Consider the following 22,820-nt stretch of genomic DNA (forward strand, 5'->3'; position numbering starts at 1 on the left):
TTTTTATTCTTCAATCATTTTTGTCATCATTTCATCATACACTTCATCAAATGAATCATGAATAGCACTTAACGGGAAGGCTTTTTCTTCGCGTGTTGCCATTGATTTTACGTTGACAATGCCTTCATTCAATTCATTTTCACCGATTGTTAAAACTAATTTTGCTTGTAATTTATCGGCCGTTTTAAATTGCGCTTTTGGTTTGCGATTCATATAATCACGATCAGCTGAGAAACCAAAGTTACGAATGCTTTGAACAAGTTGCAAAGCTGCGACGTTGGTTTCTGAGCCAATACCAACCACATATGCGTCTAATTCAGATAACGCTGGAATCACAACTTCTTCAGCTTCCATTGTTAACAACACTCGTTCAATGCCCATACCAAAACCAAAGCCTGGTGTATCTGGGCCGCCTAATTCTTCAACTAAACCATTGTATCGGCCCCCTGCACAAATAGTTGATTGCGCCCCCATTTTAGGCGCTTCACTCATAATTTCAAAAATTGTGTGTGTGTAATAATCCAGGCCGCGAACCATATTACTATCAATTTCATAAGGAATTTCTAGTAAATCTAACATATCAGTTACTGCTTCAAAATGTGCTTTGGATGGTTCATTTAAATAATCTAAAATGGAGGGCGCTTCTGCGACAATCACCTTGTCTTTTTTATCTTTGCTGTCTAACACCCGCAATGGATTTTCATGTAAGCGACGCTGTGAATCCTCGCTTAATTCTGCCATATGTGGCTCTAAATAATCGATTAATGCTTGACGGTACGTAGCACGTGTTTCTTTATCCCCCAAGGAATTAATAACTAATTTGATTTGTTGGATGCCTAATTGTTTGAAGAAGTCCAAAGCCATAGCCATAATTTCAACATCCAATGCTGGGTTTTCACTACCAAATGCTTCCACACCAATTTGATGGAATTGACGCAAACGACCAGCTTGTGGGCGTTCATAGCGGAACATCGGCCCCATGTAATAGGTTTTGTATGGTTTCGTATATTCCGGACCATATAATTTATTTTCAACGAAGGCCCGAACAATTGGCGCTGTCCCCTCAGGACGTAGCGTCACGTGACGGTCTCCTTTATCATAAAAATCATACATTTCTTTTGAAACAATATCTGTGGTATCGCCAACACTGCGAGATATTACTTCATAATGTTCAAAAATCGGGGTTCTGATTTCTTGGTATTGATAATCTTTAAAAATCAAACGAGCTGTTTCTTCCACAAATTGCCATTTTTCAGAAGTTCCTGGCAAAATATCGTTTGTTCCTTTTGGTTTTTGATAACTCATTGTCTTTCTCTCCTTCTATCATTCCACAAAAATGTGTGCGCCATTTTCTTTTTTCTAAAAATGAAAAAAGCCCTTGTATGTTGAACATACAAGGGCGTAAAAGTCTCTTTTACACGGTACCACCTAGTTTTGAAAGATTTTACTCTTTCCTCAACGATTAACGCTCGTAACGGGACGGCTTTTCTTCCGTCCATCTCCAGAATGTCTTTCACTTTCACTGTTGAAGTTGCTCTCAGCCACGGCAACTCTCTCTTCGCAAACAAATGAAACTTACTCGTTCCTTCATAGATTTTTAATATTATCTATAAACTACTAAAGTTCTCTTAGAAAGTCAAGGGGTTCCGACAGGAAAATCAATTATTTTTCTCGTGTATCAATCACAATGGTCACTGGACCATCATTGGTCAACGACACTTGCATATCCGCGCCAAATTCTCCTGTGGCTACCGCTATTCCTTCTGCTTCTAATTGTTGATTAAATAATTCATACAAAGGAATCGCCACATCTGGACGAGCCGCTTCAATAAAACTGGGACGATTGCCTTTTTTAGTTTTTGCATAGAGGGTAAATTGAGAGATACTCAAAATTGATCCTTCAATCTCTTGAATACTGCGATTCATTTTTCCTTCGTCATCTTCAAAAACACGTAATTTACTGATTTTGCCAACAACATAAGCCACATCTTCTGGCGTGTCTTCTTGATGGATGCCCACCAGCACCATGAAGCCTTGTTTGATTTGTCCCACTATCTGCTCTTCTATCGCAACTTGTGCTTGACTAACTCTTTGAATAACTACTTTCATCTTTTTTGCCTCACTTTTACACTTACCCATTAGTTCGACGAACACTATAAACATCTGGTACACTTTTAATTTTGTCAACGATGGTTTTTAAATGAGAAAGGTTTTGAATTTTTACAGTGACATGAATCTGGGCCATCTTATCTTTGGATGGACGAGCTTCAACACCGACTAAATTTTTTGTCATCGAACTAATGACTTGTAAAACATCACTTAGTAAGCCACTACGATCATAGCCGTAAATCTCCAAATCGGCAGCGTATTCTTTGCGACTGTGCTCGGTATCTTCCCACTCAACTTCAATTAGACGTTGTGCTAGTTCTTCTTGATGTTGTACGTTAGGACAGTCCGCACGATGAATTGAAACGCCACGTCCTTTGGTAATGTAACCAACGATTTCATCACCAGGCACTGGATTACAACAGCGGCTTAAACGAATCAATAGGTTGTCCACCCCTTGAATCACGATGCCGCCTTCATGACGAACTTTCATTTTTTCTGATTCTTTTTTAGCTGGCTGATTTAACAACTCTTCTGCTTCTTGACGTTCCAACTCTTGTTCGCGGCGTTCTTTTTCTGTTAAACGATTGCACACTACTTGCGCACTTACTTCGCCATAACCTACTGCCGCAAATAAATCATCTTCCGTTTGAAATTTAAATTTATCTAGCACTTCCGCCATTTTATTCTTCGTTAAAAATTCTTTCGGTGTAAAGCCGATTTCTGTCATGTATTTAATGACAGCATCATGCCCTTTAATAATGTTATCTTCACGGTCTTGTTCTTTAAAGAAACGTTTGATTTTATTTTTGGCTTTACTTGTTTTAACCATTTTCAGCCAGTCGCGACTAGGTCCGAAAGAATTCGGTGATGTTAGGACTTCAATAATATCCCCATTTTTTAGGACATAGTCTAACTGTACCATTTTGCCGTTGACTTTCGCACCGGTTGTTTTATTCCCAATTTCAGTATGGATACTGTAAGCAAAATCTAGTGGTCCGGAGCCTTTTGGCAGTTCGGTTACATCTCCACTTGGCGTAAAGACATAGACTTTGTCGCTAAAAATGTCTTCTTTCACACCTTGCATAAATTCAGAAGCATCATAGCTTTCATCTTGTAATTCAATAATTTCATGGAACCAATCGACTTGCTTCGTCAGTTCATCTGTTTCAATTTTTTCCGCTTTGCCTTCTTTATAGGCCCAGTGAGCCGCCACCCCAAATTCGGCGATTTGGTGCATCTCATGGGTCCGAATTTGGACCTCTACTGGATTCCCTTTTGGCCCAATAACTGTCGTATGGATAGACTGATACATATTCGCTTTTGGCATAGCAATATAATCTTTAAAGCGACCTGGCATTGGTGTCCAACGTGTATGAATCGCCCCTAACACGGCATAGCAATCTTTAATGGAATCGACAATAACACGAATGGCTAATAAGTCATAGATTTCATTAAATTGTTTCTTTTGGTCCTTCATTTTACGATAGATTGAATAAATATGTTTTGGTCGACCATATATTTCTGCGTAAATTTCTAAATCTTCCGTAGCTAAACGAATATCTTCGACTGCTTCTGCCACATAAGCTTCACGTTCATCGCGTTTGCTTTGCATCAAATTAACAATTCGATAGTATTGGTTGGGGTTAATATAACGTAAGGCAGTATCTTCTAATTCCCATTTAATTCGACTAATCCCTAAGCGATGTGCTAAAGGCGCATAAATTTCTAAAGTTTCTTGTGCAATCCGTCGTTGCTTATCTTCACGTAAATGTTTTAATGTGCGCATATTGTGCAAACGATCGGCTAGTTTCACCATAATAACCCGTAAATCTTGCGCCATTGCCAATAACATTTTCCGATGATTTTCAGCTAATTGTTCTTCATGAGATTTATATTTAATTTTTCCTAGTTTCGTCACGCCATCGACTAACATTGCGATGTCTTCGCCAAATTCTTCTTTTAAATCGTCCAGTGTTACGTCCGTATCTTCGACAACATCATGTAAAAATCCTGTTGCTACAGTATGGGGATCCATATGTAATTCAGCCAGAATGCCTGCCACTTGAATCGGATGGATGATGTAAGGTTCACCTGATTGTCGGACTTGACCTTCGTGTGCTTTTTCAGCATAAGTTAATGCTTTTTGAACCAACTCAACATGTTCTGGTCCCATATAGGTACTTACAATTTTGATGACAGCTGGGCCTGTCAGTATTTCTTCTTTTGGCATGGTATTCACTCCTCTATGAAGGTGACCTTTGGATAAAGAACACTTCGTTCACGTATTATCTATTTTAATAAAAAAGAAAAGTACCACTTGAAACAGTAGCACTTTCAACAACTCTATTATACTAAATTTCCCTTAAATTTCAATCACTGTCGCTTTTTTACTCTCTCTTTATTCAAAGAGAATGCCTACAAGAATTTTACAGGCGGGCTTTCGTTTAATTTAAAAGTTCCATTTGGTAGCTAACTGCACTTAAAAGATACAATGGTGCTGTTTCTGCTCGTAAAATTCTCGGACCCAACCCGCAAAGTTTCGCCCCAGCCTGCAGAAATTGTTCAATTTCTTGCGGTGCAAAGCCACCTTCAGGTCCAAAGAGCACACACAAACGTGCGCCTGACTGGCAAGTGGATAATACTTGTGCTAATTGACTTTTTTCTCCTTGTTTTGCTGATTCTTCATACGCAACCAAGACTGTGTCATATGAGTCAAATTGCGCAATGATTTCTTGTGTTTTTTCCACCAAAGAAACATTTGGTGTCTGCTGCCGATGCGATTGCTCCGCCGCTTCTGTGGCAATTTTTTGTAATCTTTTTTCTTTGGCTGCTCTTTTTTTGTGGTCCCATTTGACAACAGAAGTTTTCGCAGGAAAGCCGATAAACTGATTGCCACCTAGCTCCGTGCCTTTTTGAACAATCCATTCTAACTTGTCCCCTTTTGGTAACCCACACGCAATCGTCACTTCAATTGGCAATTCTTTGTCCATTTCTTCTTTACTAATTTCTTTAAAGTAAACAGACGTTGGATCAATTTCCACAATCTCAGCTAAAATGGCAGTTTTATTTTGAAATACTAAATAACAACGATCATTCGGCGTCATTCGCATAACTCGCACAATATGATGATAGTTTTCATCTGCGACTTTATACAAATCTTTTTCTTGATAATCTTCTTTCATGAAATACCGTTGCATTTTACTCTTCCTCTGGTTTCTTCAAGATAATCGCATACCAATCGCCTTGATTAAAGAGTTGGTCCACCACAAACCCGACTTTCGTTAGTGCTTCTAAAACCATTGCTTTTTTATCTTCAATAATTCCAGAAATAATGAAGGTACCGTCTTGTTTTAGCAAACGCCAAGCATCTTCAATCATTAACACAATAATATCTGCCAAAATATTTGCGACGATTACATCAGCAGAATGGTCAATCCCTTTTAGTAAATCATTGGCTGACACATGAACATCGGCCGCAATGGGATTTAAATCCATATTTTCTTTTGCCGCTGCAACTGCTACTTCATCTAAATCATATGCGTAGACGTCTTTAGCCCCTAAATAGCGACTTGCAATACTCAAAACACCAGAACCCGTTCCTACATCTAGAACTGTTTCGCCACCACGTAAAACAGTTTCTAAAGCTTGCAAGGTTAAACGAGTCGTTGGATGCGTGCCTGTACCGAAAGCCATGCCCGGATCCAATGTAATAATTTTTTCTGCTTCATCTTGTGCGTGATAGGCTTCCCAACTTGGCACAATCGTTAAGAATCGTGTGACACGGACAGGATGATAGTATTTTTTCCAAGCAGTTGCCCAGTCGCTTTCTGCTACTTCACTAATTGTCATTTCGTTTTTACCAATGGATAAGCCGTACTCAGGCAAGCGTAAAATATTTTCTTTCATAAATGGTAAAATTTCTGGTAAGAAGGTTGTTTCAGGAAAATAAGCCATCACAATCGCCCCTTCTTTAATGTGGGTGAATTGCTCTTTATCTAAAATTTCCCCATACAGATCACTTTCAAAATTTTCAATGTCCAACGCATCTTCAATGGCCACGCCACTTGCGCCAGCTTCCATCATAATGTTTGAAATTGCTTCAACTGCTTCGCTAGCCGTTTCTACTTTTACTTCTGTCCACTTCATGTTCTCACCTCTAAATTAATAACTTGGATACGCAATCCATTGTTCTTTTTCTGTTTCTGCCACTTTTTTAATCATCGCTTCAAAATCTGCTGGCTCCCAATGCAATTCAAAAACTTCCGCTGTTTCATCTGATAAAAAGTCTAACAAATCACTTTGCCCTTCATCTAAAACCACTTTTAAATAGTGAATGAATCCGTCTAAAACTGCTTTGCGTAGCCCTTTTTTTCCTTCATAAGGAATTGTGACTAAATACTCTTCGTCATCAACGACAGACTTTTGCGGATTGTAAAATAACAAACCATCTTCAAATTCAATGAATTCTTCTTCTGAAAGTGTACCATCAACATCATCAATCGCCACTTGCTCATTGTTTTCTGCATATAAACGAACAATGACTTCGATGGTATGGTTTTTGCGATCCCAATCAAGGCCTACTTCGTAATCTCCTAAGTGTTTTTCAAGTTGTTCCTCTAAGTATGTGAGCATTGTTGCTTTTTTCATTTTCTTCATCCTTCCAGCCAAAATCTATTTGGTCTACTGCTGTTCTTTTTTGTTTAGAAATATATGGATTGCCAGCCACGACGTATCTTAAAGGCAACTCTGTCCAACGACCTTTATTGGGAATTCCAATTCGTGGTAGTGCCTCAATTTTTTTCGGGAATTTTCGTTTTTCTGGCACGAGCCGTAACGAACTAGAAAAAATCGACTGCCCATATAATTGCTTATCAATTCCTAAGGCTGCAACTAATTTACCTGGTCCATTAGTCAATTCCACGCTTTGACGTCCTTGGCGATTTTCAATCATTTTGTCGACACCTTCAACAGGTTCAATCGCGCGGATCATCACCCCTTGTGGTTTGCCTTGTTCTTGTGTCACCATATTTAAAATTAAATGCGTGTGCATAGTATATAAATAAATCGTGCCTGGTTTGTCATACATGGCTTGTAAGCGTGGCGTTTTTCTCAAGCCAAAGCTATGGGCCGCCTCATCATCAGGACCTAAATAAGCTTCTGCATCCACAATGTACCCACCTAAAACGCCTGTTGCTGTTTCGTGCTCTAAATACATCCCTAACAAGTATTGTGCCACTTCTTCAGTTGTTTTTGTGTTAAAGATATTTATCGTTTCTTTCATTTCTTTCACCACTCCCTATCATACACGAAACCTTCCGCTATATCCATCTAAAACCCAAAAAACCACCAAAAAGCGAATGTACGTTCTTTATGTTATAATAAGATGATTATGAAAAAGGAGGTCCTTTTATGCAACAACCTTTAGCCTATCGAATGAGACCTCGTCACTTAGACGAAGTGGTTGGTCAACAACATTTAGTCGGCCCTGGTAAAATTATTCGTCGGATGGTCGAAGCCAAAATGCTTTCATCGATGATTCTTTATGGGCCGCCTGGCACTGGAAAAACCAGTATTGCCAGCGCAATCGCTGGTTCAACAAATTATGCCTTTCGCATGTTGAACGCGGCCACAGACACCAAAAAAGATTTACAAATCGTTGCTGAAGAAGCCAAAATGAGTGGCACAGTGATTTTACTGCTTGATGAAATTCACCGATTAGATAAAACAAAACAAGATTTTTTGCTCCCTCATTTAGAAAACGGACGAATTATTATGATTGGAGCCACTACCGAAAATCCATATATTACAATTAATCCTGCGATTCGTAGTCGCACGCAAATTTTTGAAGTAAAGCCCTTAACAGAAACAGACATTCAGCAAGCGATTCAAGAAGCCTTAACCGATAGCACACGTGGCTTAGGCGATTATCCCGTCCACTTAGAAGAAAAAGCATTACAACATTTGACACGCGCAACGAACGGTGACTTACGTAGTGCGCTAAATGGACTAGAATTAGCTGTTAAATCAACACCAAAAAATGAACAAGGCGAAATTAAGATCACCTTACCGATTATTGAAGAGTGCGTGCAAAGAAAAGCCTTAACCCATGATAAAGATGGCGATGCCCATTATGATGTAATTTCCGCTTTCCAAAAGTCGATCCGAGGAAGCGATGTAGATGCTGCACTTCATTATTTGGGTCGCTTAGTTGAAGCAGGTGATTTACCGATTATTTGTCGTCGTTTAATGGTCATTGCTTACGAGGATATCGGTCTTGGGAATCCTGCGGCCGCCGCTCGGACAGTCACCGCTGTTCAAGCCGCCGAAAAGCTAGGGTTTCCAGAAGCTAGGATTCCTCTAGCTAGTGTCGTCATTGATTTATGTTTATCCCCAAAATCAAATTCTGCAGTCACAGCGATTGATGCTGCTTTGGCAGATATTCGACAAGGCTCTGTGGGAGACGTTCCTGATCATTTGCGTGATGCCCACTATGCTGGAGCCAAAGAATTAAACCGTGGTATTGGTTATCAATACCCACATAATTTTGAAAACGGTTGGGTCAATCAGCAATACTTACCTGACAAATTAAAAGAGGCACGTTATTACGAGCCGATTGATATTGGTAAATATGAACAAGCCTTACATCAGCAACTCAAGCGTATCCAAGAATGGAAACAGAAAAAATAACAAAATAATACGCTTTCAAAAAAAGAAACAATCTCGTTGCCGATTTTGAGAGAGTATGCTATTATAAAGATGGTAAATCTGTGATGTACGCGTTGTCCTTTCACTGTGTTGACCGAACATTTTTATTGATATCTAGGGATCCTGCTTGTATCAAAGTTGGTAACATGCCTTTTCTTTTGGTAGTTCAATACTGCGATCGAGGAACCCACCTGCTTATCTTGCGGGTTCAATACTCTAGGACGATTACCGGCATCGACGGATTTTACCATTTTTATGTAGATTTCTAAACAATTTGCTCTGGCAAGTTGTTTTTTTTTGGAGGACAAGATGATTCGTATACTCGTACTATTACTCGCCGTTGTCACAGGCGTAGCCAGTTATTATTTGATGAAGAAAAGTGCAGCTTTTTTACCACTCTTAAAAAAAGAAACTGCAACAGAAAGTCAACAGTTTATCGAACGTTTTGGGCGTTATTACTTGATTATCGCCATTCTAGGTGTTCTAGCGGCTATTTTTAATCGCCCGTTATTGTCAATTGGTTTTATCTTTTTTGTTTTATTACTTTCAACGTTGTTTAGTTTAACTTTTGCAAAAAAAATGTCATAAAAGACGATGATTTTAAAACTTCGTTCAAAAAGATTTTTTTGAACGAAGTTTTTTTTACAAAAAAATGCTAATATTCAGAAAAAAAGAAGCGGTTTCAGTTTCTTTTTTTCTTTGTTTGTTTTACAATTATTATAGAAACAATTAATGATTTTTTTTACGCTGAAAGGAGCGGTTATTATGTTACAACAATATCAAAAAATTATGATAGCAATCGATGGTTCTGACGAAGCAGACTTAGCCTTTAAAAAAGCGGTCAACGTCGCTAAACGAAACGATGCTGAATTACTATTAGCACATGTTGTTGATACGCGCTCTTTCCAATCAGTGTCCTCTTTTGATGGTGCGCTAGCAGAAGAAGCAATGTCAATGGCAAAAGAAACCTTAGACACCTACCAACAACAAGCGATGGATATGGGACAAACAAAAGTCTCTAGCGTTCTAGCCTATGGTTCTCCTAAGAACATTATTGCCAAAGAATTACCAAAAGAATACAACATTGATTTAATTATGTTAGGAGCAACTGGATTAAATGCCGTTGAGCGTTTATTTATTGGCTCTGTCTCTGAATCAGTTATCCGTAACGCTAGTTGCGATGTTCTCGTTGTACGGACGGATTTAGACAACAAATTACCAAAAAATGAAGAAAAATAAAAAATAAAAAGAAACTGAGCCAACTATCACTTTTGATAGTTGGCTCAGTTTTTTCTTATTTACCTATTAAGCACACCTTGTGAGAGCGTCTCACAAGGTGTGTTCGTTTAATTATTTTAGACGTTCTACGTCACGGGCAATCATTAACTCTTCGTCAGTTGGTACTAATAGAAGCTTGATTTTTGAATCATCAGTTGAGATAACTGCTTCTTCACCGTGTACATTATTTTTGTCATCATCGATTTCACAACCAAACCAAGTCATGCCATCAATAATATCTTTACGAACACCAACAGCATTTTCACCGATTCCAGCAGTAAAGACAATCGCATCAACGCCATTCATAACAGTGACATAGCTACCAATGTATTTACGAATACGATCGATAAAAATGTTGTATGCTGTTTGAACTTCAGGTTTATCTAGATTTGATTGAATATCGCGCATGTCGCTTGATAAACCATTTGTTAAACCTAATAAACCAGATTTTTTGTTTAAAATATCAACCATGTCTTGTACATCAGTCAAGCCAAGTTTTGTCATTAAATAAGGCAATAGTGACGCATCAACATCCCCTGAACGAGTCCCCATTGTAACGCCAGCAAGAGGAGTGAAGCCCATTGATGTATCGACTGATTTACCACCATCAACTGCAGTGATTGAAGCACCATTTCCTAAGTGACAAGTGATAATTTTTAAGTCTTCAATTGGACGACCTAGCATTTCTGCAGCACGTTGAGAGACATAACGATGACTTGTTCCATGTGCCCCATATTTACGAGCAGCAAATTTTTCATAGTATTCACGCGGTACACTATATAAATAGTTGTGTTCTGGCATTGTTGTGTGGAACGACGTATCAAAGACTGCCACGCTAATGATTTCTGGTAAGATATGTTTAAATGCTTTAATCCCCATTGCATTCGCTGGGTTGTGTAAAGGTGCTAATTCAGATAAAGCTTCAATTTTTTCTAATACTTCGTCTGTAATAACAACAGAATCTTTAAATTCTTCTCCACCAGCAACTACACGGTGACCAACACCAGTAATTTCATCATAAGAACCTAAAATGTTTAAGTCGATTAATTGGTCTAGTAACATTTTTACTGCCACTTCATGGTTATCAATATCAACAATTACTTCATATTTTTGTCCTTCACCATATTTAATTGTGAAGATAGAATCTTTTAAGCCAATACGTTCAACGATTCCTTTAGCGATCACTTCTTCATTTGGCATTTGGTATAATTGCCATTTTAAACTTGAACTACCTGCATTAATTGCAATTGTTTTAGACATAATTTTCTCCTCTTCGTTACTATTTTATTTTAAATTTGAAGCTTTCCAAGCTTCAAATTGTTTAAAGAACTCCGTTACTTTATTGATATCTTTCAAAGAGGCAAGTTTTGCTAACAAAACTTCCTTCACTTGCTCAGCATCTGCACCCTTGTTTTGAACAAGCAAGATACTTTTACGTGATTGTTCTGACTTAAACAATTCATCAGGTAACTGTATCATTCCTTGTAAATAGACATTTTTTGTCAACCAATTTTTAAAGAATTCACTTTGCTCAGTCTCTAAAATATTGGTCGGGATTAAGAATAAGCCAAACCCTGCTGGCTTCACGTATTTCATGGCTTGTTCCATTAATAAGTGATGCGCATAACTATGGCCTTCCTCCGCAGCAGCAGCAAATCCCTTTGCTCGCTCATCATTTGGATAATAGCCAATCGGCAAGTCACTTAATGCTAAATCAACTGGATCCAATAACAAATCTTGCAATCCGTCTTGATGGAACAACTGAATATTGGCTTGTGACCAAGCATTGTTCACAGAAGATACTGCCAGAAGTGTTTCGTCGATATCCACACCATAACCAGAAACTTTGTAACCAGCTGTTTCAAGGTTCAGCAGAACCGTTAACAGTAAATTTCCCATTCCTGAAGCAGGATCTAAAATTTTTAATGGCTCTGATTTATTTGTTAATTGTTCTACTAAATAAACAAACAAAAAGCCAATACCGTCTGGCGTCAATTGATGATTTGCTTGAAGCTGCTCTTTTCTCGTTCCTTTTAACAAAAGTAATTGGGACAAGCGTCGCACATCTTCAGGAGCTAAATCAATTTTTTTAATCGTATGATACAGCGTTTCTAATTGTTTCACTGTCTCTGGATTAGGTACTCCGTCAAGTACTCGTACTTGAAAATCATCTAAAATATTTTCACCATTTTCAATATACGCATCTAAAAAAGAAGTATCCAATGACTGTTGCAATAACTGGATTGCTTGTTCCATTGGCTCGAAAGCCTCTTCAATTTTTTCTGGGAACAAATTAGCACCTCTATTCTATTCAAAATGTAACAACTTCCATACCTGTTTTATTTTAACGAAAAAAGAAAGAATAATCAATGCCTTTACTGTCTTTCTTCTAAAATCTAATAATTTGTAGAAAAACAACGCTATTCCAGTATTGTTTCCGCTTTTTTTTGATGAGAAACTCTCTCTTGATATTGGTATTTTCGACCAGATTTGTTTAATAAAACAGTTATTCTTAATTGTTCATTTTTGTATGTATAATCGAGGGTCACTTGCGCGTATAAGAGCCTTTCTTCTGTTTTTAACTTTCGTCTATTTTGTTTAACATCTGCAAGAAATAAATGAAGGATACTTTTCCCTGCATAGTATTCCTGGGTAGCTTGCGTAAATTTTTGTGTTAACTGACGTTCTTCTAGTAACTGAAGGGCGAGAAAACTCATCAAATAAACAAATGCCACGGCCGTGAACAATAAGTTTCCTGAATATTTTTGCCTCATTAAAATTCTCCCTTTATTGGAAAAAAACTATCAAATGTTTTTCCAGAAGTAAAAGTAACTTCCAAAGTAAACGATTGTCCTTCATTTTTAAACTGGCCATTTTTGATACCAATTAACAGCGGTTGGTAGCCTTTACCATTGACTCGCTTAATAATTTTATCTTCTTTGATTTGAATTGAAATAGTCTTGTTTGTTTCTGAGTCGAGGAAAGAAATCTCTTGAGCAGAGCCTGTTTGGAAAACGAGCTTTTGACATTCTTTTTCTAATTGAATTAAAAAAATATGCCAGGATTTCGAATCATTGTTTTTCAAATATTGATTTCCGATAAAACTTTGTTGAATCATCAACTGAAACAATTGACACATACAACTTAAAACGACTAGTGCCACTAAACACTCTAACATCGTAAAACCCGCATATTTTTTATTCACCAATCAAAATCGCTCCTCTTGAATCTGTGACTTTTAGTATCCTTCTTCCCTCGTTCTCCATCAAAAAAAATCGGTAAGTTTCTCCTTGATATATCCGCTCTTTGAAACGTAAATCACCCGTCTGCTCTAAAAATAAAATTGCTTCGTATCCAAGACGAGTGCGCGTTAATTCTTGCTCCCGTTGATAATTTTGCTGAATTAATTGTGTAATAGTCAGGGAGAATATCCCTGCTACCACACATACAATACTAAAACTAACGAGACTCTCTAATAAAATAAAACCGCTATAAATAGTTAATTTTCTTCGTATATTTGCCACTCCCCATCTGAAATTGTAAAATAAGTTGCTGTTTCTTTTCAGTCCAAGTAAAAATATATTTCACTAAACGGCCATTGTTTCCTGACGAATGAAGAAAACTAAGTTTGCTTGGGCCACTCACTGTCATTTTTTCAGGTACAGCTAGCGAAGTCCTTCGAGCTGATTGGTTCAATTTATCAGGAAATGAAAAGCTTTGTTGTTCTTCAAAAAACCAAACTTCTTGTGTTTCCTCTAAAACAATTGCTTGCTGTTGCGCAAAACGAAGTTGTTTTTCTACCGTAGCAAGAAACTGTTCAATTTTTAATGTTTCTTGCCAGCGGTGAATAGCGAGTGTTGGGAGCATAGTCATAAAGCAAACAATCGTTAAACTAGCAAGTGTTTCCATTAATGTGAATCCTGCTGACTTGTTCATTGCTTTTCTGCTGTATATTTATCTAACTGCTCTTTAGTAATGTAGCCTTCGTTGACTAATTCATTTAAGGAAGGCGTCTTATTTTTTTCTAGTGTGTAGAGCTCGCTTTGTGATTCTACAATTTTTACGATTGCTTCATTGCCTTTTTTATCAACTGTTTCTTTATGTTTCGCTAAGTTAGGAACAAAAAGTAAAATCAATACGGAAATAATCAATAAGACAATCAACATTTCTAATAATGTAAACCCTGCGTATTTTTGTTTCTTTTTCATTATAAAACTCCTTCCATATTGCCATAAATAGGCAGCAACATTGCCCCATAAACACCGATAATTAAACAAGCAATTATGATAAAAATAAGTGGTTGAACAAGAGTAATGACTCGTTCAATTTTTTTGAAAAAACCTTGGAAACAGACATTACTATAAACCATCAACTCCTTGCCTAATTTTCCTTTTACTTCTCCTTGTTGAATCATTAAACTCAATGCTTTCGTAAAAAAAGGATAAGCAGCTAATTGTCTATGTAAGGTTTCACCAACTAGCAGTCCTTCACTAATTGCTCCAGCTAATTCTTTCATTAAGGGGTAATTGGTTGTATGGCGCATCAAATCGATGACCTCTTTCATTTCTAATCCTTGTGCAAGCAACTTCCCCCATTCTAGTGCAAAAAAAGCACTGACGTATTCCCGATAAAGTCCACGGATAATTGGTAGTTTCAGATATACGAAGGCCCGCTGAATAGCAGACTGATGCTTCAAATAACGGTTTAAAATGAAGAAACTAAATGAGAGGACAAAAACTAAGGTAACCAGAATGTATGGACTGTAAACAATCAGAAGAATCCCAATATTTTTAGAATAACTATTGGCATCATTTTCCATTAATTGGGGCAATAAAAATTGCCGAATACCAACAATGACGAGAATCAAAAAAGCAATCAGGAGCAGCGGATAACTAATTATTTTATAGAACTGTTGCCGATATTTTTCCGTTTGAAAAAAATGTTCGGAAATCGCTTGTAGTGTCCCTACCAAATCCCCGTGTGCAGCAGCAAACGACAATTGTGCCGAGACCATTGTTGAAAATCCTAATTCTTCGACTAAAGCTTGTAAGACAATGCCTGAGGAAAAGCCTTCAACTAAAAAAGTTATACTGTGCTGGGGTAATGCGTTTGATTTTTTCATGAAGGAAAAACTTTCTTGTATATTAAAACCATTTGCAAGCAAATCCGCTAATAGTTTCAGAAAAAGCTGCTGTTGTTTTTTCGTTAATTTATTCGATGGCTTGAAAATACGTTTTTTCTGTAATAAACCCATACGCCCACGCCTTTCTTAGATTCTTTTGCCAACTACTCTTTATAACGGCTTCCTTAAAGAAGAAATAATCATAAAGAATTCCCGCTACTTGTTCCTTATTAATCGTGGTTGTCAAAATCTGTTGATAAATGATACCTTGCAAGTATTCAGCCAATTCATGCTCTGGGCCACCTAATTCTATCAAACGCCGTTGCACTCCCAATAAGTTACGGGCGTGAATTGTCGCAAAAATAGTATGACCCGTTAAGGCGGCTCGAATAACTGCTTGAGCCGTCTCGCCATCACGAATTTCACCAATAATCAAAATATCAGGATGATGGCGCAAGCAAACTTTGATTAAGGCTTCATAAGTTAACTGAATTTTTTCATTTGTTTGCAACTGTAAAAACTGTTTTTCCTCAATTTCAACAGGATCCTCAATCGCTATCACTTGTTGTTCGCCACTTCTTTGTTTAGCCACACGATACATGGTTGTTGTTTTCCCGGAACCAACTGGCCCACTGAATAAATAAAGTCCTCGTTTCTGACAAGATGCTTCAATTTCATTTAGCTGGTGGGGAAAGAAAAAATGTTCAGCTTGTTTACCGAATCGGTGTAAAAAACGAATCACTAAGCTCTCTCGATTCTGAAAATCTCCCACAGATGATAAACGCAAGCGTTGCTTCATCTCGCCAATTAGATAAGTTGTCGCGCCTAATTGTGCTTTTCGTCTTTCTCCGACATCCATGCCGCCTATAAATTTAAAGTGGAAAATTAACTTTTCGCCTATTTCTGCGGAAACTTGTGTGTAAGTTGTCCGTTGCATCCCTGTCCGAAAAGAGATAGCTATTTCGGTATCATTGGGTAAAAAATAAACGTCTTGTGCCCCATGAAGGACGCCCCATTCAATTAATTGATGGGCCAATTTTTTTACATTTTCAGTCATTCATTTCCTCCTCTCACTAATAAACTACGCATTTATTTTATGATTTCAGCAAAAAAAAGAACCTTCACCAATAAGATGAAGGTTCTTTTTTGAAGTTTGCGCTGTCCATCTATCTTCCCCAAAATAGTGGAACTACTAGACACTTAGTATTATACTAAAAAAATTTTGCGTTTAGTTTTCAAAAATTTCTCTGAATCACAAAATTTTTGAGAAAAACTATGAGAATCAGATCGGATCGTTTACATTTTTGGCTTCATTTTTTGTTTATTAACTAAATAAACTGGAATTCCTAGAAGCGTAATTCCTATACCAATCAATGCTAGAATAGGCTGTGTAATACTCGTTGTAACCAAGATAAAGATACCACCTAGACTTGCGATAATTGGAATAATTGGATAGCCAGGAACTTTATACGGTCGTTTTAATTCAGGTTCTCGTTTTCTTAAAATAAAAACGGCTAAGAAAATTAATAGATTAAACAGCCACATAACAAAAACTAACATATCCGTCAATAAATCGAAGGTCCCGAAAAACATCATGATAATGGCTACAGCTAACTGGAAAATTCCAGCAACGTAAGGAACAACAAAGCGTTTAGACAACTTTTGAAACTGACGACTAAAAGGCATCAGATTATCTAAGGCTAAGGCATAAGGAATCCGAATCCCTGTCATTGTGTAGCCGTTTAACGCACCATATACAGAGATTAAAATCCCAATAGTTACGATTTTGCCACCAATTGGTCCAAAAATAGCCACAGAAGCATCAGAAGCTGCATTCAAATTCCCAGCGATTTGCTCAATTGGTAATGTTTTTAGAAACACAAAATTAATTAAAGCATAAATTAAAGTAATCAATAACAAACCAAAAATAATGGCTTTAGGCAAGTCTCTTTCTGGTCGCTTCATTTCACCAGCCACGTTACCCACACCTAGCCAGCCATCATAAGCAAACATGGTGGCGACTAAGGCGCCACAAAAAGCAACTAAAAAGCCAGTATTCGCTGTTGTTTCAACAGGAAAAAGTGAAACAGCTACCTGTCCGGGAGTAAATAATCCTACTAAAGAAATCAAGGCAATTGGAATCAGTTTTACTACCAATGTCGTTGATTGGACCAAAGAAGCAATTTTTGTTCCTAATAAATTAATTATCGTGATACTGGTTCCCGCAAGAATGGCAATTGGAATCAATAAATTTGCCGATAAATGAAACAAATTGATTAGTTGTGTACTAAAAATAATGGATAACGCCGAAATGTTGGCAGGATAATAAATGATACTTTGTGCCCACCCTAAAAGAAAACCAGCTAATTTACCATATGTATATTCAATATACTTCACTGCGCCACCTGTTTCAGGGATTGCTGTAGCAAGTTCGGCGCTGGTTAATCCTGCACAAATGGTTAAGGCACCACCTAACACCCAAGCAAAAATAGCTAAACTAGCTGACTGTGCGTGTCCAACGACACTCGCAGCTTTAAAGAAAACACCAGCGCCAATCACCGTACCCATTACCGTGGATAACGCACCAAACGTTGTTATCTCTCTTTTTAATTGCTTTTTCTCCATAGACTCCCTCATTTCATCTAAAATAAACAAGCGTAACAAAATTTCCACTTTCTTGAAAAAATAACGAAAATAATAGCTGTTTTCATGAAAAATTCTGTAACGATCTCTTTTCAGTATAGCTATTTCTTTTAGAATTTCAAGTTTGAAAACCACAAAAAGAAAATTTGTCATAAAAGTTTTAGAGCATTCATCTTTTGTTTATAAACAAGAATTGAGAAATTTACGATTTTTCATTAAATAAATAAAAAATCGGATCAAAAAGAAACCTTTTTGATCCGATTTTAACTACGTTATTGGTTTTCGACTTTTTCTTTTTTCATTTGTTTGCTGCGTAATTGTCCGCAAGCCGCATCAATATCTGTTCCGTGCTCTTTACGAATAACACAATTGATGCCATTCTTTTTGAGTACATCATAAAATTTTAATACCGCTTCTTTAGAGCTTCGGCTATATTGATCGTGTTCACTCACTGGGTTATACGGAATCAGATTAACATAAGAAAGTTTTTTCTTATTCCGTAGTAAATCTGCTAATTGTTGAGCATGTTCTGGTCGGTCGTTCACTTGACTCAACATAATATATTCAAATGTAACACGTCGGTTGGTTTTTTCAATGTATTCATCAATTGCTGCCATTAATTTTTCAATTGGAAAACTACGATTAATCCGCATAATTGATGTACGGACTTCGTTGTTAGGAGCATGTAATGAGATTGCTAAGTTTACTTGTAGTCCACTGTCTGCAAATTCACGAATTTTTGGCACTAAACCACTTGTTGAAACTGTAATATGGCGGGCACCAATAGCCAAGCCTTTATCATCATTAATCGTTCGTAAAAAGTTCATGACATTGGCGTAATTATCAAATGGTTCACCAATTCCCATCACAACGACATGGCTAACACGTTCATCCAACCCACGTTCATCGAAATAATGTTGCACCCACATAATTTGGGCAACAATCTCGCCAGCAGTTAAATCTCTTTGTTTTTTTAATAGCCCACTAGCACAAAATGTACACCCAATATTGCAGCCAACTTGAGTGGTCACACAAACAGATAATCCATATTCTTGACGCATCAAGACTGTTTCAATCATATTTTTATCTGGTAATTCAAATAAATATTTCACGGTACCATCTTGCGCTTCTTGCACAATGACTTGTTTTAATGGATTTAATGAAAAATTTTCTTCTAATAAAGTCATCAACGATTTAGAAATGTTCGACATTTCACTAAATGAAGCAACACGTTTTGTATACAACCATTCCCACACTTGTGTTGCGCGAAATTTCTTCTCGCCATGGGCTAAAAACCAGTCCACAAGCTGTTCTCTCGTCAGTCCATAAATGGATTCTTTCTGCATTTCTTTTCCTCATTTCTGCTATTACATTCGCTTCATAACTATAACGTATTCTCACTTTGAATGCAATATCACGAAGAACATCAAAAAAAATCGTTAAGCGTGCATGCTTAACGATTTTTTATAATTAATCTTTCACTAAGTGATAAACTTTTTTGAAGTAGAACGTTCTAGCAATTAAATAGTAAACGACCTGAATCAATAAGAAAACGCCTAAAACTTGCCAGCCAGCTAATTGCATTGGCTGATCTAAGACAGCATACATTGCTTTCAAAGCAACAGCTCCATGAATAAATGAAACAACAATTGGGGTAAAGAATAAAATACCTACTTGTTGGTAAATCATTTTCTTCAATTCTTTTTTCGTCAAACCAAGTTTGTAAATCATCTTGAATTTTTCAACGTCCGTATTCATATCACTGTATAAACGGAAGTATAAGAAACTACCCGCCGAAACAAAGAACACGATACCGATAAATAGTCCGACAAATAGAACTGGCGTATAAAATTGCGTAATACCTGCAACTGTAGCCGCGGTTCCTAGTAACATGGGATACTTGTCACCAATAATATTTTCAGCATCAATTAAGGTTTCTTTATCTGTGCCTTCTTTTGGTTGCCAAATTGTTTCTGTTTCCGCTTTGATTCCATCTGTTGAGGTACTATCTGGGATAACAACCACACCGCCAAAAGTCGGTAATACATTGGTTTCTTCTGTTTTATCAATGTTTAAAACTTGATCATTTCCCAATTGAACAGATTTGACATCTACTGATGCAGCAGAAGGAGCATCTTTTTGTGATAAATTAACTACTTTCTCACCTGTTAAAGTTGGTTCATCTATAAATTTTGCGAGTTTATTATATTCAGATGTTTTGATTAATTGGATACCGGCACTTGTTTTGTACATTGTGTAATCAATCTGATCAAACTGAATATTTTTTTCTTGGAATGTTTTTGTCGCAAATTGTTTCATTTCTTGATTTTCTGGGTTGGTCGAATCAGACAATGTCAGTTCGTACGGTACAGAACTTATTCCTTTAAAAATCATCTCATTCACGCCGTATAACGTTCCAATGGCAGCAAAAGCAACCGTTGATATCACCGAAACCAAGAAGAACGAACGTGCATTATCTTTCATGCGGAATGCTAAATCTGATAAAACGACCATATTGGTTTTTTTCCAAAAGATTTTTGGTTTCCGTTTTAAACGTTCAATGACAGAAACACTCAATTGGTCAAATAAGAATTTTGTCCCTAAAATAACTAAGAAAATTACTGGGAACATCACCATTAAAACTAACTGTCCCTTAGCAACTAAAGCAATTCCGTAACCGACAACTAAAAGCAACACGGCTAAGAAAGATTTAACTTTAGAGCTTTTGATTTCACCTTTACCCATTTCTCCTGCTTTTAATAGCTCTTGAAGTGTCGCTTTTGGCAAGCGGAATTGAATAAAGAAAGAAATTACTAAGAACAAGACCGCAAATGAAATGACAGTAATGATAAACGGCATCACTGGCAAATAAAAACCTAAACCTAGATGCATCAATAAATTGCTAATCCATAAAATAAACTGTGAAAATCCAACACCTAAAATGCTACCAAAAATTGTAGCAAAGAAACCAATCACTAAGTTTTCAATAAAAATCATTTTCTTTAACTGTTTTGGACTCATCCCTTGAATCATCAAGGTTCCAAACTCTTTTTTTCGAGATTGGATAAAGACATCCATCGAGTATAAAACAAATAAGAAAGAGAAACCATAGATTATAATTGCCGCAGCCGTCATTCCCATTTGTGCTTTAGGATTTAAACCATTAGCTAAGGCTGGGTGAAAGACAAAACCAGTGAACGTAAAAAAGATCATCACAGAAAACATTGTACTTAGGAAATAAGCCAAGTATAAATGCTTATTTCGAATCGTGTTTCTTATAACAAACTGATTAAAATTCATTATCGACACCTTCAATCTCAGCCAGTTTCACCATGATTAAATCGTAGAATTCTTTTTGGTTGCCGTTTTGGATAATTTCATCAATTAATTCACCATCTTTAATAAAGACGATGCGCTTGCAATAACTTGCGGCTAGCGGATCATGGGTCACCATTAAAATAGTCGCCGCTTCTTCTTCATTTAATTGTTGTAACAAGCCCATCACATCCTTAGATGATTTCGTATCTAAGTTTCCTGTTGGTTCATCAGCCAATAATAATTGTGGATGATGAATCATTGCCCGAGCAACGGCGACCCGTTGTGCTTGTCCACCAGAAATTTCTGCAATTCGTTTTTTCAACAGATGATTGATACCTAAACGCTCACTTAATTCTGCTAATTGTCGTTTCATTACAGAGACTTTTTCTCCATCAAGTGTCAATGGTAAAATAATATTTTCTTCAACAGTTAATGTTGGCATTAAATTAAAGCTTTGAAAAACAAATCCTAATTCTGTACGACGGAATTTAGCAATTTGTTCTTGATTCAAATTGTTTGGATTTTTTCCATTTAAAAGTATTTCACCGTCTGTTGGACTATCGATTGTTGCCAATAAATTTAAAAGTGTACTTTTCCCACTTCCAGAAGGTCCCATAATACCAATAAATTCACCGTCTTGGACAGTTAAATTAATCCCTTTTAAAGCTTCATATTTAATTTCGTTTCCGTAAACTTTTTTCAAATTTTGTACTTCTAACATATTTTCCACTCCTATTCTTCTCACTCATTTAGTGTATCGAAAACGAAAAAAAACGACAATAGAAAAGAATAACAATGAACTTACATTACTGTAAGTGCACTGTTATTCTTTTAAAAGTTATGCTTCATATTCAATCACATAAGGATGAATCTTCGTATTATAAATAGCTTCTGAATATTCTACGCAACGACCTGTTGGGCTTAACGAACGCCGAATTCTTTTTAAGCCCGTTGTTTCAGTTGTTTGCAACATCTTTTGCTCTGCTTCTGTCAAAGTTGCAACTTCAAAACGGTCTTCAAATTTATAAATTTCAATGGCATGTCGATCCATCAAACGATACAAGGATTCTTCTTTGTATTCAGTCAATGATATGTCTTTCATGGCAGCTGGCAAATAGTAATTAAAATAAATATAGGGTTGTTCATCGATTAGATATAACCGTGAAAGGTGAACCACTTCTTCTCCTAAAAATTGATAAGCCGGCATCTCTTTTGACAACGTCAAGTTTTCAACTTGTAAAACTTTTTTGGTTACTTTCTGACCTGATTCATTCAAAAATTCAGTGAATGTCCCTGCTTTTGATAGTTTATTATAGGGACGATTGCTTAACACAGTTGTGCCTCGGCCACTTTTTTTCTCAACAAATTCTTCCGTTGCTAACATTTCGATTGCCCGCCGAATCGTAATTTTACTAACGTTAAACAGCTCTTCCAATTCTGTTTCTGTTGGTAAAAACGTTCCTACTGGATACTTGCCACTCAAAATATCTTCTTTAATCTGATCTGCTACTTCTAAATAAAGCACGCTCTTTCTTCTCATGATACGCTCCCTCCCAACCGCACTATTCCTTTCTATTTTACCAGAAAATGATGATTATAACATGATGCTTTGCTGAAATTATAAAAAAAGAACAAAAATAGATAA

General features: G+C 36.9%; 24 protein-coding genes, 1 other RNA gene and 1 other annotated feature. Of the genes, 4 read left to right on the forward strand and 21 right to left on the reverse strand.

Going from position 1 to position 22,820, the window contains the following annotated elements:
- Nucleotides 1–3: 3 nt before the first annotated feature.
- From hisS to IGK70_RS08770, 7 genes are all read right to left on the reverse strand, one after another.
- A complete protein-coding gene (gene hisS, locus IGK70_RS08740; RefSeq protein ID WP_002362049.1) occupies nucleotides 4–1,305 on the reverse strand; it encodes a histidine--tRNA ligase in 1,302 nt (433 codons plus the stop codon).
- Between the two features lie 87 nt (nucleotides 1,306–1,392).
- Nucleotides 1,393–1,600: a binding site (T-box leader), on the reverse strand.
- Between the two features lie 62 nt (nucleotides 1,601–1,662).
- Nucleotides 1,663–2,109 carry a D-aminoacyl-tRNA deacylase gene (gene dtd, locus IGK70_RS08745; protein WP_002357080.1) on the reverse strand — a complete coding sequence of 149 codons (447 nt, stop codon included), beginning with the start codon at nucleotides 2,107–2,109 and terminating at the stop codon, nucleotides 1,663–1,665.
- 22 nt (nucleotides 2,110–2,131) lie between these two features.
- Complete coding sequence (locus tag IGK70_RS08750) at nucleotides 2,132–4,339, reverse strand: RelA/SpoT family protein (RefSeq protein ID WP_438775220.1); 2,208 nt, start codon at nucleotides 4,337–4,339, stop codon at nucleotides 2,132–2,134.
- A 214-nt stretch (nucleotides 4,340–4,553) separates the two neighbouring features.
- On the reverse strand, nucleotides 4,554–5,306 hold the full coding sequence (locus IGK70_RS08755) for a 16S rRNA (uracil(1498)-N(3))-methyltransferase (protein ID WP_071981480.1): 753 nt from the start codon (nucleotides 5,304–5,306) through the stop codon (nucleotides 4,554–4,556).
- 1 nt (nucleotide 5,307) lies between these two features.
- Nucleotides 5,308–6,255, reverse strand: a complete 948-nt coding sequence (gene prmA, locus IGK70_RS08760) for a 50S ribosomal protein L11 methyltransferase (RefSeq protein ID WP_002357075.1) — start codon at nucleotides 6,253–6,255, stop codon at nucleotides 5,308–5,310.
- A gap of 15 nt (nucleotides 6,256–6,270) precedes the next feature.
- Nucleotides 6,271–6,756, reverse strand: a complete 486-nt coding sequence (locus IGK70_RS08765; RefSeq protein WP_002388170.1) for a DUF3013 family protein — start codon at nucleotides 6,754–6,756, stop codon at nucleotides 6,271–6,273.
- A complete protein-coding gene (locus tag IGK70_RS08770) occupies nucleotides 6,713–7,390 on the reverse strand; it encodes a DNA-3-methyladenine glycosylase (protein WP_071981481.1) in 678 nt (225 codons plus the stop codon). Before IGK70_RS08770 ends, IGK70_RS08765 begins: the two co-directional genes overlap by 44 nt.
- Nucleotides 7,391–7,518: 128 nt before the next feature.
- Between IGK70_RS08770 and IGK70_RS08775 the strand changes: the two genes are divergently transcribed.
- From IGK70_RS08775 to IGK70_RS08790, 4 genes are all read left to right on the forward strand, one after another.
- A complete protein-coding gene (locus IGK70_RS08775) occupies nucleotides 7,519–8,796 on the forward strand; it encodes a replication-associated recombination protein A (RefSeq protein ID WP_002360030.1) in 1,278 nt (425 codons plus the stop codon).
- A 72-nt stretch (nucleotides 8,797–8,868) separates the two neighbouring features.
- A non-coding RNA gene (ssrS, locus tag IGK70_RS08780) (6S RNA) lies at nucleotides 8,869–9,062 on the forward strand.
- A gap of 61 nt (nucleotides 9,063–9,123) precedes the next feature.
- Nucleotides 9,124–9,402, forward strand: coding sequence for a hypothetical protein (locus IGK70_RS08785; RefSeq protein WP_002380425.1), 279 nt, complete (start codon nucleotides 9,124–9,126; stop codon nucleotides 9,400–9,402).
- A gap of 177 nt (nucleotides 9,403–9,579) precedes the next feature.
- The gene (locus tag IGK70_RS08790) at nucleotides 9,580–10,053 is read left to right on the forward strand and encodes a universal stress protein (RefSeq protein ID WP_071981482.1); all 474 of its coding nucleotides are present in this window, start codon (nucleotides 9,580–9,582) and stop codon (nucleotides 10,051–10,053) included.
- A 111-nt stretch (nucleotides 10,054–10,164) separates the two neighbouring features.
- Here IGK70_RS08790 and IGK70_RS08795 read toward each other — a convergent pair whose 3' ends face one another.
- The 14 genes from IGK70_RS08795 to IGK70_RS08860 form a co-directional block, all read right to left on the reverse strand.
- On the reverse strand, nucleotides 10,165–11,352 hold the full coding sequence (locus IGK70_RS08795; protein ID WP_002357064.1) for an acetate/propionate family kinase: 1,188 nt from the start codon (nucleotides 11,350–11,352) through the stop codon (nucleotides 10,165–10,167).
- A gap of 24 nt (nucleotides 11,353–11,376) precedes the next feature.
- Nucleotides 11,377–12,384 carry a class I SAM-dependent methyltransferase gene (locus tag IGK70_RS08800; protein ID WP_002357063.1) on the reverse strand — a complete coding sequence of 336 codons (1,008 nt, stop codon included), beginning with the start codon at nucleotides 12,382–12,384 and terminating at the stop codon, nucleotides 11,377–11,379.
- A 128-nt stretch (nucleotides 12,385–12,512) separates the two neighbouring features.
- Entirely contained in the window at nucleotides 12,513–12,866 is a 354-nt protein-coding gene (gene comGG / locus IGK70_RS08805; protein WP_071981483.1) for a competence type IV pilus minor pilin ComGG, read from the reverse strand.
- On the reverse strand, nucleotides 12,866–13,300 hold the full coding sequence (comGF, locus tag IGK70_RS08810; protein ID WP_002357060.1) for a competence type IV pilus minor pilin ComGF: 435 nt from the start codon (nucleotides 13,298–13,300) through the stop codon (nucleotides 12,866–12,868). Before comGF ends, comGG begins: the two co-directional genes overlap by 1 nt.
- Nucleotides 13,290–13,616 carry a type II secretion system protein gene (locus IGK70_RS08815; RefSeq protein ID WP_010712601.1) on the reverse strand — a complete coding sequence of 109 codons (327 nt, stop codon included), beginning with the start codon at nucleotides 13,614–13,616 and terminating at the stop codon, nucleotides 13,290–13,292. Before IGK70_RS08815 ends, comGF begins: the two co-directional genes overlap by 11 nt.
- Complete coding sequence (gene comGD / locus IGK70_RS08820; RefSeq protein WP_002366895.1) at nucleotides 13,582–14,028, reverse strand: competence type IV pilus minor pilin ComGD; 447 nt, start codon at nucleotides 14,026–14,028, stop codon at nucleotides 13,582–13,584. The genes IGK70_RS08815 and comGD overlap by 35 nt, the downstream gene beginning before the upstream one ends.
- On the reverse strand, nucleotides 14,025–14,300 hold the full coding sequence (gene comGC, locus IGK70_RS08825; RefSeq protein WP_071981485.1) for a competence type IV pilus major pilin ComGC: 276 nt from the start codon (nucleotides 14,298–14,300) through the stop codon (nucleotides 14,025–14,027). The genes comGD and comGC overlap by 4 nt, the downstream gene beginning before the upstream one ends.
- Nucleotides 14,300–15,346: a competence type IV pilus assembly protein ComGB gene (comGB, locus tag IGK70_RS08830; protein ID WP_104855908.1), complete on the reverse strand. Its 1,047-nt coding sequence runs from the start codon at nucleotides 15,344–15,346 to the stop codon at nucleotides 14,300–14,302. The genes comGC and comGB overlap by 1 nt, the downstream gene beginning before the upstream one ends.
- Nucleotides 15,303–16,271, reverse strand: coding sequence for a competence type IV pilus ATPase ComGA (gene comGA, locus IGK70_RS08835; RefSeq protein ID WP_071981487.1), 969 nt, complete (start codon nucleotides 16,269–16,271; stop codon nucleotides 15,303–15,305). Before comGA ends, comGB begins: the two co-directional genes overlap by 44 nt.
- A 239-nt stretch (nucleotides 16,272–16,510) precedes the next feature.
- Nucleotides 16,511–17,839 carry an APC family permease gene (locus IGK70_RS08840; protein ID WP_438775221.1) on the reverse strand — a complete coding sequence of 443 codons (1,329 nt, stop codon included), beginning with the start codon at nucleotides 17,837–17,839 and terminating at the stop codon, nucleotides 16,511–16,513.
- A gap of 290 nt (nucleotides 17,840–18,129) precedes the next feature.
- Nucleotides 18,130–19,203, reverse strand: a complete 1,074-nt coding sequence (rlmN, locus tag IGK70_RS08845; protein ID WP_071981489.1) for a 23S rRNA (adenine(2503)-C(2))-methyltransferase RlmN — start codon at nucleotides 19,201–19,203, stop codon at nucleotides 18,130–18,132.
- 124 nt (nucleotides 19,204–19,327) lie between these two features.
- Entirely contained in the window at nucleotides 19,328–21,157 is a 1,830-nt protein-coding gene (locus IGK70_RS08850; RefSeq protein ID WP_002389252.1) for an ABC transporter permease, read from the reverse strand.
- Nucleotides 21,147–21,896, reverse strand: coding sequence for an ABC transporter ATP-binding protein (locus IGK70_RS08855; protein WP_002384339.1), 750 nt, complete (start codon nucleotides 21,894–21,896; stop codon nucleotides 21,147–21,149). The genes IGK70_RS08850 and IGK70_RS08855 overlap by 11 nt, the downstream gene beginning before the upstream one ends.
- Before the next feature lie 117 nt (nucleotides 21,897–22,013).
- Nucleotides 22,014–22,715 (reverse strand): GntR family transcriptional regulator, encoded by a 702-nt coding sequence (locus IGK70_RS08860; RefSeq protein WP_071981490.1) that lies wholly within the window; start codon nucleotides 22,713–22,715, stop codon nucleotides 22,014–22,016.
- Nucleotides 22,716–22,820: the final 105 nt, after the last annotated feature.

It is taken from the genome of Enterococcus sp. DIV0358 (genome assembly GCF_051713465.1).
Lineage (GTDB): Bacteria > Bacillota > Bacilli > Lactobacillales > Enterococcaceae > Enterococcus > Enterococcus faecalis.